The sequence below is a fragment of the Candidatus Cloacimonas acidaminovorans str. Evry genome, from assembly GCF_000146065.2.
Taxonomy (GTDB): domain Bacteria; phylum Cloacimonadota; class Cloacimonadia; order Cloacimonadales; family Cloacimonadaceae; genus Cloacimonas; species Cloacimonas acidaminivorans.
This window is the reverse complement of sequence record NC_020449.1, coordinates 243,364-258,713: the sequence shown is the minus strand read 5'-3', so window position 1 is coordinate 258,713 and position 15,350 is coordinate 243,364. Positions and strand designations below refer to the sequence as shown.

The window sequence follows — 15,350 nt, the reverse complement described above, 5'->3', positions numbered from 1 at the left end:
CAGCCCGACAAGGTCGTTCCTCCGACCTCCGGGTCCCCGACGCCCGTCCCCCTGGGCTTCTGGGGGTTACCCGGTTATGCCTAAGAAGTTCATTCAGCGGCATAACAAAGCACTGGCGGAGATCGCATCCAAGACGATCTCCGTCTTGCCTTTTATAGACGATAATCCTGAAGCCAAGGCAGAGAGGATCAGGAAGACAACTGCTGAGGGTTGGGATGCTTTCTCGTTCTTCTGCCATACCTATTTCCCGCATATCTTCCCCCTACCTTTTTGCCCAGCGCACGAGACTATGTTCGATGAGACTGATAATGACTCAGGCATCATCGCTATCACCGGTTTTCGTGGGCTGGGCAAAACGGTTCTTATGGGAGTGGTCTATCCGATCTGGATGATCATCAAAGGTGAGCGCTATGTGATCCATACCGCCGCAGACATAGATCTGGCGCAGGAACGCACTGCGTTTACCCTTCATGAACTGCATAACAATAAGCGGCTCACAATGGACTATCCGGAGCTACAGCCAATGGATAGCTTTGATCTGGACTTCTATCTCAAGAACAAGGCAAGGATCAGAGCCAGAAGTATCAAGCAGAGCCATCGTGGAACCATCAATCCTAAGACTGCCAAACGTCCCGGACTGATCGTCTGTGATGATATCGATAAAGAAGAGAACATGGGTAACCAGTCCATCGGTAGGAGACGGATGGAGAAGATCACCCAGGAGCTTGCCGGAGCACTCTCACCTGAGGGAAACGGCAAGATAATCTGGCTCGGTAACCTGGTGCATCCCAACTATGCCATCTGCCAGTTTCAGGAACTCATATTAAGCGAAATGCGGGCTGATAATCCCGATTTGGACTTAGGATACCAGTCAGTCCTGAAAACGCATCAAAAAACGATTTTGCGCTTCTCTCTCGAAGATCAGCAGGGCAAGTCCACCTGGGAGGATCAATACCCTACTGCCACTTTGCCAAACTTACGAGCTAAGTTTGGGATGACTGGTTATCAAAGAGAAATGCTGGGACAGCCGGTAATCGAAGGTAACATCTTCAAGAACCACTGGTTTACCAAGTATAGATCTCTACCTGAGCCATCCCAGATGAAGCGGGTTTGGCTTTATGCCGATCCTGCCTGGGGAGAGAAGGGCTGTTACAAAGCCATCATTTCCATAGGCTACGATGGTAATCGCTTCTATGTGATCCACGTCTGGATACGTCAGACTGAGAATACCAAGTTCTTCAGATACTACTATGATGCCTATCAGGAGCTTGATCGCACTTACCGAGTGAAAGCCAGAGCAGCCTGTGAGACCACTTACGGACAGGCACGTATTCTCGCTGACTTCGACAGGTGGGCTACTGACAATCATCTGCCACCAATATCGCACAGAATAAAGCGGATCGATAATAAAGATAACAAGAACCTGCGTATAGAACGAACCGAGACCATCATCGAGACAGCCAAAGTGCTGTTTCCGGAGGGGCAGGATACTCCTACTCTCATCAGCCAATTCCTCACCTATCCTGATGGCTATATCGATGGCTGTGACGCTCTGGCTGGCTGTCTGGAACGCTTCTCTGAGTACGATATTGGAAGGAACAGAGTTAAGGTTCGGAGGTTCTCTTTCTGATGAATTACTATGATAAGCTCATGCTTGAGTACTACCGGGTCCTCAATAATGCCTGGAAGACCGAGATCAAGGATGCAGCCAGACTCGCCATTCAAATGCTGAGTGACATGCCCCGAGCTGAGAAACTCAACCAGAGCTCAATAGATAAGCTTATGGGCATCATCAATACCCAGTTGGGAGATGACTTCGCAGCCCTGGTCAATGAACCTACCAAAGCGATTATAGACCGCTGTGTGCGGCTCGGACTGAGAGACACCCAAGTGCAAGCCCCTACCAAGACCAGTATCGGGCTCTGGGGTATCGAAGATCAGCATCTCTCCTCTACTATCCAAAAGCAGCAGATGTTCTGGATCGGGAATCACTTTGAAGCTGATGTCCGGCAGAACTTTGCAGACACTCTCTCTAAAGCCATTGAACAGGGATACACCAAAGAGATGCTTGCAGATACCCTCAAAGACCAGTTCAATGACCTCGCCAACCGCTCATCCCACTACTGGCAGGGACTGGCCGAACATACCGCTCTCAGAATCAGAGAGTTTGGAAGGTTGCAGGGCTACAAGAAAGCCAAAGCCCGATACTACAAGCTCGTGGTGGTCCTGGATGATCGTACCAGTGACATCTGCCGGGCTCTGGCTACCCAAGATAAGGTCTATCCCTTAAACGATGCTCTGGAAGTGATGGATAACCTAATGGCTCTGGATACCAAGTCCAACAGCCTGGATGATGCCCGGGAATACATCAAAGCCCTCGCGCCTTGGATTAAGGACGATCAGATCGAATACGACTCAGATATGAACCCAGTTGGTGTCTCCGGTGCACATACGCCATTTCCGCCTTTTCATTGGAAGTGCAGGACAAGTACTAGTCTAATATAAAATTAACTGATTATAGTGAAGCTACGAAAGTAATTCCAAGCTCAGCTATAAACTGCCAATCGTCCATGCAACAGATGTTATAGAACTTACACACATCTGGTATTTTACAGTGTTTTTTCACATTATCGATTGGGTACTCTTTTGTAACTACAACAGCATTAAGTGACCAAGCATGAGCAATTACCCAAGGGTCTGCCATTGATCTTTGTTTCTTGCTATCAATTAGATTAGGAAACTGTGAAAGGATTATTCTTACCTTTTTCTGTACATCAGAATCGATGGTTTTGACGAAATTAGATTCATTCTTTTTCAACCACTTGTATAAAAGATCATCGCCTTTCTTTATTTCCAGTGCTACCTCTTCAGTGCAGAATATTCGGTTTTCTATAATGAGTCTTTCGAGAATATCGAAATAATTGGAAATTTTTGGTGAGTAATACTTGTTCCAAGGTTCGATTAATGCGTTCGAATCCAAGCAATATACTTTCGGTTTATTGCCGTGCATAATGACTCCTTAAGGGGATGTTATCCGACAGCTTACCGAAATTATTGACTTTGAAATTTAATAACGAGGAAGCATCTCTTCCAGATATCAATCCAGTTTGGTAGGCATTCAAGACAATCTGGGAGAACAAATAGCCATTCTTTAATACTGCCATTAAGGATGGGCTTACCATTCCATCACTTTCTCTTTGTTTCTCCTTATGCTTTTTCCATAAATCAATACCGGCTTCTCTGACTAATTGATAATCATTATGGGATATTCTTTTATTATCTAATAAGCATCTGGCAACCATCTCAGGGCTTATCACCATTGAGGAAGATATATCTTGGCATATTTTAATAATTGATGCGGTATCGTTTTCCGAATCCCACAGCTCAATCAACTCGGTTTCTTTTATAAGTATTGATTGCGCAATACGATTACAGAATGTTTCTATTGCATTTGCAGCAGAGGTTCCATTCCAAACAATTGGATCTATTATTCCTTGTTGGTTGATCCATACATGAACAAGTTCATGAACAAGAGTAAATACTCTACTTGAATAGCTGTCATTTGAATTGAGAAAAATGAACGGTGCATAATCATTGATAATAACAAACCCTCTAAATTCATCACTATTAATGGAGCTATCTCTAACAATGTTAATACCGCAGTTTTCAGATTTATTAATCCATAAAGAAAGTGCTTTCGAAGGACTTCTGGTGGCTCTATGGTCTGATAATGAGATATCTAATGTTTCAATGATATTGGATGCCACGTCTTCAATAGGTGAGTTTATATCGTATCTACCAACAAAATCTAATTTTTGTGATCCCTCTGATACTAAAAATTCAGCTAACCATTCTGCCTTCCATTGGATTTGACGTATGAACAATAAGCTTTTTGACGATATAATACTGTCTTGGTTCATACGGAAGTCCCTGAGGGGTTCAAAATCATCTGGTGGAGAGGGAAGATAAAAAACAGCAAAAGCCCGACCGTAGAGTTTCGCTGCTGACCTAGCTTGCGCTAATGTGGGTAGAGCTTCTCCGTTCTCCCATTTTTGAATATCAGTTGGAGTTCTACCTAGTTTTTCGGCAGCCTGATCGATGGTTAACTTTGCTTTCTCACGCGCCCATCTAATAACGGATGGAGTAATCTGAGCGTACTCTCGTGGCATTTCATTTCCTACTATTAACTAACTAAACTACTTATTTTTTACTATCTCATATAACAAAATATGCCTAGATATCTCATGCATGAGGTCAACTTTGTAGAAACCAATAACAACAATTCTATGCATCAGAACTTAATCTTTCTAAACAAGTAAAATGTCAATAAGATTATATGCTTGTTATCTTTTAGCATTATAATCCCCGTTAATATCATTAAAAAGTTCTTTTGATAACAGATTAAAAATCACCTTCTGAAACTTCTCATCATCCATATACCGGCTTACGATTTTATCGTTCTCCTTCAGCCGGTTCATCATCAGGTCTTTGATGATCTGCTCAATACCCAGTTCAAACTTATCCAGAGGATTGGCTGCTGCGGTCTTGAGCACGCTTTCATCCTGCAAGGCTGTCTCTTTGATTTGTTCAAAGAAAAGCCGGTCTGCTTCGCTAAAATCCGTGCCAAAGCGTTCGTTCAAGGTTTCGATTATCTCGGATAAGGGTTTATCCTCTTCCTTAGCTTTACGAGTGCCTGTATCAGTGGGGGATTTGACCTTGACTTCCTCGCCCTCGGAAAGGTCGATAGAGCCTTCCATCACCTTCTGCAAGCGATAATACTGTAGTTCCACATCTTTTTCCGGATAAGCATCCCGGCTGTCACTGGGGTGGATGTGCGGCAACAGAAACCTGCCAAAGCTATAGAGCATTTCCTGCTCTTGATCAGTGTAATTGATTAGTTGAGTAACAAAGGCATAAAGCCGCACATAAGCCTTAAGCTTGTCATGGAACTTATCCCTGTCCTCATCACTCTCAAGCTGTTTGTAGCGCTCCACGGCACTCTGGAGATGCTTCTGAAGAGCAGCGTGATCTCCTCGTTTTTGTTCGCCCAAAGGTTTGTAGAATATCTTTGCAAAGTCCTCCACTTCCTTCCAATCGTAAATCTGCATCTGGTTCAGCTCGTGCTTAATCTCTTCTAGATGCGTAGGATCGGATTCTGATTCCAGTTCTGTCACCGTATAATAGGGCTTAAAGGCTGCCAGGATATCCTCAGCTTTATTTACAAAATCCAGCACAAAGGGTGCTTCTTTGCCAGGATAGATCCTGTTTAAACGTGATAAGGTCTGCACTGCCTGCACTCCATCCAAACGCTTATCCACATACATGGCACAGAGTTGGGGTTGATCGTACCCAGTCTGGTATTTATTCGCCACCAATAGGATCTGATAGTCCTCACTGCCAAAGCGGTCTTTTAGCTGCGTTTCAGAAATATGTCTGCCATTCTTATAGTCGATATTCATCCCTGGCTCAGTGTATTCCAACTCAGTTTCAGGATCGATCACAGTTCCGCTAAATGCCACCAAAGGATGCACATCGGTATAATGATTTTCCCCTATGTATTTCTGAAAAGCCAGCATATAACGCACGGCTTGTAAACGGCTGTCCGTAACAACCATTGCCTTGGCTTTTCTTCCGATCAGGGGCATTATACAACTGCGGAAATGCTCAATGATGATCTCTGTCTTCTGGCTCACATTGCGGGGATGCAAGCGCATGAACTTGCATAGTTTTTTGGCTGCCTTTTTGGCCGGCATACTGGGATCATCCGCAGTCTTTTTGATCATTTTGAAATAGGTGCTGTAGGTGGTGTAACGCTGCAGCACGTCAAGAATAAATCCCTCTTCAATAGCTTGGCGCATGCTGTAATTGTGGAAGGCCTTGCCGTGGGTGCCAAAGAGTTCCAGTGTCTTGCCCTTGGGCGTGGCTGTGAAGGCAAAGAAGCTGAGATTGGGTTGTTGTCCTCTGGACTCCATCACCAGGTTCAGTTCATCCTGCCAATCCTCAACATCTTCAGTTCTTACTGCTTTATCACCTAATATCTGTTTCATGTCCCGTGCTGCCTCCCCGGTTTGGCTGCTGTGCGCCTCATCCACTATGATGGCATACTTCCTGCCCGCTATCTTCTTTTGCCATGCTTTGGATTTAAGTAGAGCCGCTTCATCCGGCATGTCAGTGTCCTTGGCTCCAGCTATCCGCAAAAGTCCTCTCAAGATAAAGGGAAACTTTTGCAGGGTAGTGATCACGATCTTGGTACCGTCCACCAAGGCATTGGCAAGCTGTTGGCTACCTTCTTTAATGGGGGCAACCACGCCCATGGCATGCTCTATCTGGTAAATGGCATCCTGTAATTGCCTATCCAGCACTACCCTATCCGTGATCACGATCACACAGTCAAAAATCAATTTGTCTTGATCAGTGTGCAGGTTTGCTAGGCGGTGCGCCAGCCAAGATATGCTATTGGTCTTACCACTTCCAGCGCTGTGCTGGATCAGGTAGTTCTTGCCCGTCTGATCGCTTTTAACCTGCGCCAAGAGCCGGCGTACGGAGTCTAACTGATGGTAGCGAGGAAAGATGATATGTTCGTCCTTCTTGCCCGCATTCTCGATAAAGATAAAGCTGCCCACAATCTCCAGCAAGCTGTCCGGCTGAAGCACATCTTCCCAGAGATAAGCGGTTCTGTGCCCAGAAGGATGGATTGGATTCCCTTTACCGCAATCCACACTTTGAGGGTTACTGCCCCGGTTGAAGGGCAAAAAGGATGTCTTCTGCTTCATCAAGTGAGTAGTCATATATACTTCATCGGTATCCACAGCAAAGTGTACCAGTGCCCCCGTTTTGAAGCTCAAAAGGGGTGCAGAAGGGTCTCTGTCATTCTGGTATTGCTTTATGGCATGCTTTACATTCTGCCCGGTGCCGGGATTTTTGAGCTCGAGGGTAGCAACCGGGATGCCATTGATTGCTAGCACCATATCGATGGACTGCTGCTTGTCGGGATGGTAAAAGACCTGACGGCATACTTGAAAAGTGTTGCATTGGTAAAGAGCTTCGGCTTCCTTGCTGAGGCTGTGCGCCGGACGGTAGTAAGCCAGCTTGAGAGTATTACCCTGAAACTTGAAGCCGTGCCGCAGGATGTGCAGGGTGCCCTTGAGATTACGCTCTTTGACCAGAGCTTTAATAATCTGCCCGGGCAAGAGATCGCCGTTCAGCTTGGCCAGTTCTGCCCAGAGGGTGGGCTGACTCTGCTTAATAAAGTCTATAGTTTGCTCCGCAAAGAGGGCATTGCCTACGTCAAAGGCTGTATTGGCTACGCTTGTCCATCCATCTTGCATGACGGACTCAATATAGGATTCGAAGGATTGTTCATTGTGCGTGTGCATCATGTCCTCGCAAATCTATTTTACCGGTGACAGCGTGGTGGATGAGGGATGCGCGGTATTCTGACAATTGGATTATTGATGCGTTTACCTTGTCTATCATCTTATTTATCTTTGTAGTTTCAGTAACCAGATAATCTCCTATCTGCTTCTGCTCTTGAGTCGGTGGAACACAAACGGGGATGTTACTCATTTGCGATTCGTTGACAGATGGAACAGCTCCAGGATTTACCAATTTACCAAGATCTAGTTGGAAAAGAAAGAAATAGCACCACATTACATCGCAATGAGTTGTGGAGAAGCCCATCATGTTGTTATCAATACAAGAGTCTTTAGTTATAATTCTTCGTCTGTTTAATAATAATGCAGCTCCAACTTTTGCAAACACAATAGTATTCTTTCTAAGTATAGAAGCCCTCAGCTTCAGCGCTGTTTCTCTGCTAACTGAGTTGTTATGTTGGCACATATAGGTTTCGTTACCTGGCAGGTTCATGTCAGATACTTTATAAAATGGAATTTCTTCATCCTCTAAACCCTGCTCATCATCAGGGAAGCCTGCACCACCCTGAAAACTACCGATATTTTTGAACTTTAACACAGTCCAATGTTCCGGCACTTCACCTAACCACTCTATCCCGGAGTCCTTCATGGGTACATTAGGGTCAAGTCCTTTGGTTACGGCTTGGGTGATGAGGGCGATGCGTTTTTCTTTCAGCAGTTCTATCATCCGCTCTTTCTTCTGGATCAAAGCATCTATCCGAGCCGTCTCCCTGTCGAGAAAGGAAGCGATTGCTTGTTGTTCCGTGGTCGATGGAAGAGCTGTCCAGAATCTGTAGATATCTGATGGATAAACTCTCTGATGGCTTCGTGTAACTGACTGCACCTTGGCATCAAGCCGTTGTCTGTTCATCTCGCTGTTCATGAGATAAAACAGATATTTAAGATCACATTTTTTTGCTTCCATTGCAATGAATTCGGATGAACAGATGGTGATCTCATCCTTCGGCTCTGCAATACAGATTGTAGCCTTACGAGGGTTCAGTTTTGAGATTAGTACTGACTTTTTAGTGATAAGCTGCTTTGCACTTCCGACCTCTTCAGTAAGATCATATTGTCCAGTTCCAGTTTCTTGAACAGCGGGGATAGAATAATGAAAAACAAACTCTGATTTGATTTCATCAGGATTTATCTGGTTTCTGATATAGACTGTCACAGAATCTGTTCTTAAAATCTCCCAATGTTTTGGCACCATTGTCAACCAAGTGATTCCAGTTTCCTTATAATCTTCGTAGCTCTTATATTTAATCACTAGTGCCTCTATGAGATAATTGATTTTTCGGTTTCCTTAGAAGTTTTTGATTTATATCTACCCTGGATTTCAACTGTCTTTCTGATAGCACTCTTTTCTTCATTGTGTTTATGCAAAACCCATACTCCCATTCCGTAAGCCATCCACGTTCATTCATATATTCTATAGCTTCTATATTCCAGGATTTGGCATTATCTTTTGATATTCGTTTAATTGCTGCAAATATCCTATCTGAATATACTTCACTCAACACCCATTCTTTCATAGCTGATTCCCAAGTAGTTGAATTGCTTAAGGCTATTATCTCCTTGGATAGCTTAATTGAACTATGCTCAATCATACATTTGAATCCAGTAGTAAAGCTTCAATCTCTTTCTCTATGTTGAAAAGTTCTGCTTCTATAACTTCCAATCCCCTTGGCGGCTGATACACATAAAAATGGCGGTTAAACGGGATTTCATAGCCGATCTTAGTCTTGGAGTAGTCAATCCAGGCGTCGGGAACATGGGGAAGCACCTCTCTCTTGAAGTAAGTATCAATGTCTTCCTTAAGAGGTACATTCTCTGTATCCCGCAGTTCGGTATCAGCTTCCGGCATGCCTTTGGAATCTCTGCAGATATCGGCAGTTTCATCACGCTCGGAGAGGGCTTCCAGGATTGCTTTGAGCTCCGGATTGCCCAATGACAGATGATGCTGTAAGAGTGCCTGCCTGAGTGCTTTGAGGTATTGCTCCCGGTTCATGTATATAATGCTTCCATCCATACTGTTCAGAGCTGCTTTTATTCTGTCTTGCAGAGCTTTGCCAGCATCCATCTCTCTCTGCTTTTCGATGGGGTCTTTCTTCTTGCTTTCGACAAGCTTGGCAAAGGTAGTATTATTATCCAGCCGGGCAATGCGTTCCTGTGAAACTTGGAAGTTCAGGCGCAAGGGGCGCTCCACGGTTATCTTTTGGTAGCCGAAGTCCTTGTTGTCAAAGATCTTGCTGACGATAGCTGTTTTCGTAGTGCCATTACAGGTGAATTCCAATTCCTGATTGTCGATGAAGTCGCTGTGAATCCGGGTGATCAAGCTGATGTGGTCAAAACGGTTATCCTCTCCATCTCCGATGATGTTGCGTTTATTGCCCAGGCTTTTGCGCATTTTGTTGTAAAATTGCCGAGCGTCGATAAGCTGGATTTTGCCTTTGCGGTGTGCTTCTTTTTTATTGGTGATGATCCAAATATAGGTGCTGATGCCGGTATTGTAAAAGAGTTGGTCGGGCATGGCGATAATAGCTTCCAGCCAATCGTTTTCGATGATCCATTTGCGGATATTGGATTCCCCGCTTCCTGCATCTCCGGTAAAGAGGGGCGAACCATTGAAGACAATGCCAATCCTGCTACCGCCTTCCTCCACTGACCTCATTTTGGAGATCATATGCTGCAAAAAGAGCAAGGAGCCATCGTTAATGCGGGGCAGTCCGGCTCCGAAGCGGCCATTGTAGCCAAGCTTTTCATGTTCATCGGTAATGGTCTTTTGTTGCTTTTTCCATTCTACACCAAAAGGAGGATTGGCAAGCATATAATCAAACTTGTCTGTGGAAAAGCCATCCTGCTCGAAGGAGCAGCCGTAGTGTATTTTAGCAACTTCACCTTTGATCAGCATGTCCGAACAACATACAGCATAAGATTCTTTATTCCAATCCTGACCATATAGGTGAGGTTTTGCGTCGCGGTTCAGTTCTTTGATATAGGTTTCGGCGGCTGTTAGCATCCCTCCGGTTCCGCAAGCTGGGTCAAAGATAGTTTTTACGACATGACTTTTGGCAAGGTCGGCTTCAGGACTGAGCAGCAGATTCACCATCAGCTTGATCACCTCACGGGGCGTAAAGTGCTCTCCGGCTTCCTCGTTGGATTGCTCTGCCCCAATACGGATCAGTTCCTCAAAGACTAGTCCCATCTGAATGTTATCCACTGCTTGGGGGCTGAGATCGAGCTCATCGGTTACAAAGCGCTGCAGCACCAGATAAAGCAGGTTGGCATCCTGCAGACGAGCGATCTGCTCTGAGAAGGCAAAGTACTCTATGATCTTTTGCACATTGGGCGAAAAGTCGTTTATGTAAGACTGCAAGTTGATGGCGATATTCTCTGTATCGTCTAGCAGTTTCTTCATGTCCAGACGTGATTTGTTGTAAAAGGGAACACCTGTGATCCTGATCAGGCTCTCGGATATGATGTTATCAGATTTGCCGTAGAGGTGAGGGAGCTCTGCCAGGACATTGTCTTTGGTGGGTGCAAGGATGCAATCAAAACGCTTGAGCACAGTAAAGGGCAAGATGACTTTCCGGTATTCGTTGCGTTTATAGGGACCTCTGAGGAGGTTACATATACTCCAGATAAAGGATGCGATTTGAGAGTGGTTCTGGCTCATTGACCTTTCCTTTTACGTTCAGATTCAACGAAGCCTACCTGTAAATCTTTACATGGTTCATATCCCGCAATTTTCATAGCAGCTCTACATTGCTTTACGATGCCCGTCGCCGACATTCTTCCTCTTGAATACATACCATTTATCAACCTTATATCCATACTATCAGTCCTTTTCGTAAATAGCGCAAGGATATCCGATGAGGCAAGTGCAGGATTCTTCTCAAGCAAATAGTTGAAAACATGCTTCTTAATCTCCCACCAGTGTTTTACTGGAGTGGTTATGCCACCAACTACAACTACCCTTGCTGATTTGTAACTGTAATCCTGTAACACTGTGAAGTCAACCTCACCTAGTTTAGGCGGTTCCTGTGTTGTTCCTTTATTTCCCGGGGGAACAGGCGGAAAAACTACTGTTGGAGCTTGTGTTACTTTGGGTATTTTTTTATCCCACAAGCTCGCTATTTCGGATTCGTCCATTTCGTATGCATGCTGATTCTTTAATAGCTGGGATGCAATTGTAAATTTCTGCAAGCCAGTCTTCCTTGCTATTTCCTCTGCTTCACTTTTAACAAGACTAAGTTTTTTAATCCTGGCGATTTCTTCAAAAATGGCTTCAGCGGATTCTACAGCTTGTTTTCTAAAGTTATCTCTCCTCAGTACTTGATCAAATACAATGCAAACAGACTCTATGTCATCTTCAAGTAGATTTATCTCACTAAAAAGACTGTCTTCGAAGGATCCCCCAAGAGATGGTAAATAGAAGCGCCAAATGATGCCGTCAGTCAAGATGCTGATCGCTGATTTGTCAGACCAATTGTACCTTTTTAGTTGCGTTTCACCTGCAACAAGCTCATTCTGAAGTTTGTATGGACTTTTGATTTCAATGAAAACTTCCGCAATCTCCGAGCGCTTTTCTGGCAGTATCAAAGCAACATCAACTCTTCCTCGAAGTTCAGTTGTGATTTCTTGAAGTGGGTATCTCTTTACTGGGTACTCAGTATAGAATTCTTCAGGATTCCATATATCCCATCCAAGTTCTTGGCATATTCTCCCTACCAAGGAAAAACGCACATGCTGTTCATCCTTGAATGCGCCATCTGCCAAGAGTTTGCGGATGTTATCAATTATCTTTTTCACCTATCCCTCACAGCGTGATTTTCTTTTTTTTCAAGGATATGCAATGTTGGAATTTGTCAATCAAAAAATCTGTTGCATCGTTATGCATCCTGATTTGTCAGCATAAAGGGTAGTGCTTTCCTGGCTCTGGATCAATAATCACATCTGGAACAAGGAGATAGAATGACCGAAGCGTTGATGAACCGAATTAAAGCTCAGTTAGTCAGACATGAAGGTCTGCGGCTGAAGCCATATCGCTGTACTGCAGGTAAACTGACTATCGGTATTGGCCGCAATCTCGATGACAGGGGTATCTCCCAGAAAGAAGCATATATGCTCTTGGAGAATGATATCCAGAACTGCGAGAAACAGCTTATGGATGAGATACCTGAGGTTTACAATAAGCTCGATGAGGTCCGCCAGTCGGTGCTGCTGAACATGTGTTTCAATCTCGGTATCCAAGGACTATTAGAGTTCAAGAACACTCTGGCATTTATCGGTACTGGAGACTGGGAACGAGCCGCCAATGGCATGTTAGCTTCCAAGTGGGCAAAACAGGTGGGCATGAGAGCAATAGAGCTTTCTGAGCTGATGAGGAAAGGCAAGTGATACCCATTCCGGTAGAGATTGATGCCATGCTCGCTATCCTCAACCTGCCCAAAGAGATGAGGGATAATGGCATTTTCAAGGAGCACCAGGGCTTGGTTATGGAGATGATCCACTCTATTGTGCTGCAGGAGCACTATGATCGGGCAACTCACGATGACCTGCCAGAAGAAGAGCCTTTCCTGGTTTCTTTTCGTTTTGGGTTCTGTTTCCTGATGCTGCACAGTACTTGTGAGTTTCTCAATTTGAAGACCCTCGGCGAGGGCATAGTCAAGACCGTAGGATTAGACCAGTCCGCTACCGAACTGCTCACAGGGAGCGAAATTGATGCCTTTAAAGCTAATCTTGAACTGAGAGCACTGACCATCCTGCAATCCTATTTGAATCCTACTGGTTTGGATCGCTTGAACGAACTCAAGCCCAGACAAGCTCGCCTGATCCGGGTGGGAGTGATCTAATGCCGGATAGCTATACTTCTCCGGATGAACTGATGCGGGATATCTACCTGGCAATCTATGCTGCCTTGGAGAGCCGTCTACATCTGATCGGTTCTGTGATCGATGCCGAGTCCCGCAAGGAGATACTGGCACAGCAGATCTATGACAAGGGTGACTTCTATGGCAATACCGGCTATCTGCTGCAGACCACCGATACAGCCATGATCTTAAGAGTTGGCTCGAATGTGCGTCACGAGCCTTTTGTTTTGGGCGGTAAAGTGCCTTCCTGGACTCCGATCGCTCCCCTCATTGCTTGGGTCGAACGCAAGCACCTGTCTTGGACTGATAAAGAGACAGGGAAAGCTCTGACCGTAGCCGAGATCGCTTATCTCATCCGGGGCAAGATCAAGCGGGAAGGCATCACCGCCCGTAATGTATTCGCTACTGTCATAGCTAACCGGGAGCAGTGGATATATCAACAATTGAATTCAATCGAGGTAAGCCTATGACCGCACATGATAAGTTTATCGCAGACCGGAACCGAATAGTCGATGCCCTCAAGTTTTCTGATATCCCCACCATCCAGTTCAACAAGGATGCAATACCCAAGCAGTTACCTTGCGCTATTGTGATTCTGGACTCGGAGACAGGCAAGAATGGCACTTCCAGACAGTATGTTAGTACAGACCTGGCATGGACAGTATTCCTAATCGTCAATGCGCAGAACGTGGATGATCCTGATAATGACTTATACCTGCTCAAAGAGAAGTTCCGGAGTTTCTACCAGAAGCTGATGAACCGGGACCTGCCCAGTGTGGAATACTATACCAGCCGCATCGATGGCACTAGACTGGTCAGAATCGCTAAGATAGATCTGCTGAAAAGCGGTACCGGAGCGGGATCATGAAGGTGATGCGACTTGGTGCCTATAACCTGGCGATCAGCTCTGCAAGTGATTTGCTGGAAAGTAAGTACAAACCAGAGCCCATAGATCTATCCAAGTATCAGCGTATCGGTAAGCAACTCGTAAGTAAGGCAGCCGAGACCAAGAAAGTGGTTTCTCAACCCTATTCGATGAGCAAGCTACTCAATCTCCTGGATACCGACGAGTACCACTCCGGCTGCATAGATGCCCTCACTATGGCTACTATCATGCAGTTCGATTGCAAGAACAGCCAGGTTAAGTCCTGGATGGAAGCTGCCGAGTTTCCTGCCTGTGAAGATCAGACCACTATCTTAGGCGAGCTGATGAAGTTCTATCTGGCTTGTGGAAATGGCTTCCTGATCAAGATGCGGAACGCTCAAGGTGAGTGGATAGGACTGGAGCGCATGCTTCCCTCGGAAGTTCAGATAGTGGAGAATTACGACGAGTTCGGCTTCTTCAAACCCAACTACATCCAAGTCAAGAACAACCAGAAGAAGGACTTTGCCTACGAGGACATCATCCACGTGAAGAAGTCCACCCATAGATCTAACGCCTGGGGCCTGGCCTGCCTGCCCATAGCCATCAACATCGAGATCTTGGGCGAGATCAAGACCTTCGACTACAACAACTTCAAGAACGGCCTAATGATCGACTACTTCGTAATCGTGGAAGGCGGTACCCTACGGGATGGAACTGTAACTGACGAAGCTGGCAATGAAGTGCTGACCGATGCCTATACCGAGATCGAGAAAGCGCTCACCGAGGTCAAAGGCAATGCCAAGAGCCACTCTACAGTCCTGATCGAGAGTGAGAACAGGGATGTGAAGATACGCCTTGAACCACTGCGTCAGCAAGACCGGGAAGGGGGCTTCCTTGGGCTCAAGAAAGACCTGAGAGAAGGCATCCTCGCTTATCATAGGGTCCCTGCCAGGATCGTCTCCCAACTCATTCCCGGGCAGCTTGGTGGCGATAACCGAAGCGATATGCTGATGTTCTACCAGTTCGTGGTCAGACCGCTGCAGAACCGCCTGGCTTTAGCTCTGGCAAACGAGTTCAACTTTGATTTCGGCTGGAATGTGAAGCCGGAGGACTTCAACTTCGGTAACCTGACCGAGGTACTGCAGACTGCTGATGAACAGCTCTTTATGCAAAATCGCAATTTGTAGGCTTTGGAGC

14 protein-coding genes are annotated in these 15,350 nt (G+C 45.5%); 7 read left to right on the top strand and 7 right to left on the bottom strand.

Going from position 1 to position 15,350, the window contains the following annotated elements; genetic code table 11:
- Positions 1-76 precede the first annotated feature (76 nt).
- A complete protein-coding gene (locus CLOAM_RS01070) occupies positions 77-1,630 on the top strand; it encodes a hypothetical protein (protein ID WP_015423994.1) in 1,554 nt (517 codons plus the stop codon).
- Complete coding sequence (locus tag CLOAM_RS01065; RefSeq protein WP_015423993.1) at positions 1,630-2,505, top strand: phage minor head protein; 876 nt, start codon at positions 1,630-1,632, stop codon at positions 2,503-2,505. Before CLOAM_RS01070 ends, CLOAM_RS01065 begins: the two co-directional genes overlap by 1 nt.
- 10 nt (positions 2,506-2,515) lie before the next feature.
- Here the strand turns inward: CLOAM_RS01065 and CLOAM_RS01060 are convergent, their stop codons facing one another.
- The 7 genes from CLOAM_RS01060 to CLOAM_RS01030 all read right to left on the bottom strand — a co-directional run bounded on the left by CLOAM_RS01060 (position 2,516) and on the right by CLOAM_RS01030 (position 12,227).
- Positions 2,516-3,010 (bottom strand): DUF4411 family protein, encoded by a 495-nt coding sequence (locus tag CLOAM_RS01060; RefSeq protein ID WP_015423992.1) that lies wholly within the window; start codon positions 3,008-3,010, stop codon positions 2,516-2,518.
- Positions 2,997-4,169, bottom strand: coding sequence for an ImmA/IrrE family metallo-endopeptidase (locus CLOAM_RS01055; protein ID WP_015423991.1), 1,173 nt, complete (start codon positions 4,167-4,169; stop codon positions 2,997-2,999). The genes CLOAM_RS01060 and CLOAM_RS01055 overlap by 14 nt, the downstream gene beginning before the upstream one ends.
- 174 nt (positions 4,170-4,343) lie before the next feature.
- Complete coding sequence (locus CLOAM_RS01050) at positions 4,344-7,379, bottom strand: type I restriction endonuclease subunit R (RefSeq protein ID WP_015423990.1); 3,036 nt, start codon at positions 7,377-7,379, stop codon at positions 4,344-4,346.
- Positions 7,360-8,682, bottom strand: coding sequence for a restriction endonuclease subunit S (locus tag CLOAM_RS01045; protein ID WP_015423989.1), 1,323 nt, complete (start codon positions 8,680-8,682; stop codon positions 7,360-7,362). Before CLOAM_RS01045 ends, CLOAM_RS01050 begins: the two co-directional genes overlap by 20 nt.
- Entirely contained in the window at positions 8,675-8,947 is a 273-nt protein-coding gene (locus CLOAM_RS01040; protein ID WP_232502685.1) for a hypothetical protein, read from the bottom strand. The genes CLOAM_RS01045 and CLOAM_RS01040 overlap by 8 nt, the downstream gene beginning before the upstream one ends.
- A 71-nt stretch (positions 8,948-9,018) precedes the next feature.
- Entirely contained in the window at positions 9,019-11,091 is a 2,073-nt protein-coding gene (locus tag CLOAM_RS01035) for a type I restriction-modification system subunit M (protein WP_015423987.1), read from the bottom strand.
- Entirely contained in the window at positions 11,088-12,227 is a 1,140-nt protein-coding gene (locus CLOAM_RS01030; protein ID WP_015423986.1) for a hypothetical protein, read from the bottom strand. Before CLOAM_RS01030 ends, CLOAM_RS01035 begins: the two co-directional genes overlap by 4 nt.
- 162 nt (positions 12,228-12,389) lie before the next feature.
- On the opposite strand from CLOAM_RS01030, the gene CLOAM_RS01025 reads away from it, so the two are divergent.
- Genes CLOAM_RS01025 through CLOAM_RS01005 form a run of 5 tightly spaced genes read left to right on the top strand, consistent with a single transcriptional unit; the run spans position 12,390 to position 15,340 of the window.
- Complete coding sequence (locus CLOAM_RS01025; protein WP_015423985.1) at positions 12,390-12,815, top strand: glycoside hydrolase family protein; 426 nt, start codon at positions 12,390-12,392, stop codon at positions 12,813-12,815.
- A complete protein-coding gene (locus tag CLOAM_RS01020) occupies positions 12,812-13,270 on the top strand; it encodes a hypothetical protein (RefSeq protein ID WP_015423984.1) in 459 nt (152 codons plus the stop codon). Before CLOAM_RS01025 ends, CLOAM_RS01020 begins: the two co-directional genes overlap by 4 nt.
- Complete coding sequence (locus CLOAM_RS01015; RefSeq protein ID WP_015423983.1) at positions 13,270-13,758, top strand: hypothetical protein; 489 nt, start codon at positions 13,270-13,272, stop codon at positions 13,756-13,758. The genes CLOAM_RS01020 and CLOAM_RS01015 overlap by 1 nt, the downstream gene beginning before the upstream one ends.
- Positions 13,755-14,156 carry a hypothetical protein gene (locus tag CLOAM_RS01010; RefSeq protein ID WP_015423982.1) on the top strand — a complete coding sequence of 134 codons (402 nt, stop codon included), beginning with the start codon at positions 13,755-13,757 and terminating at the stop codon, positions 14,154-14,156. The genes CLOAM_RS01015 and CLOAM_RS01010 overlap by 4 nt, the downstream gene beginning before the upstream one ends.
- Positions 14,153-15,340: a phage portal protein gene (locus CLOAM_RS01005; protein WP_015423981.1), complete on the top strand. Its 1,188-nt coding sequence runs from the start codon at positions 14,153-14,155 to the stop codon at positions 15,338-15,340. The genes CLOAM_RS01010 and CLOAM_RS01005 overlap by 4 nt, the downstream gene beginning before the upstream one ends.
- Positions 15,341-15,350 lie beyond the last annotated feature (10 nt).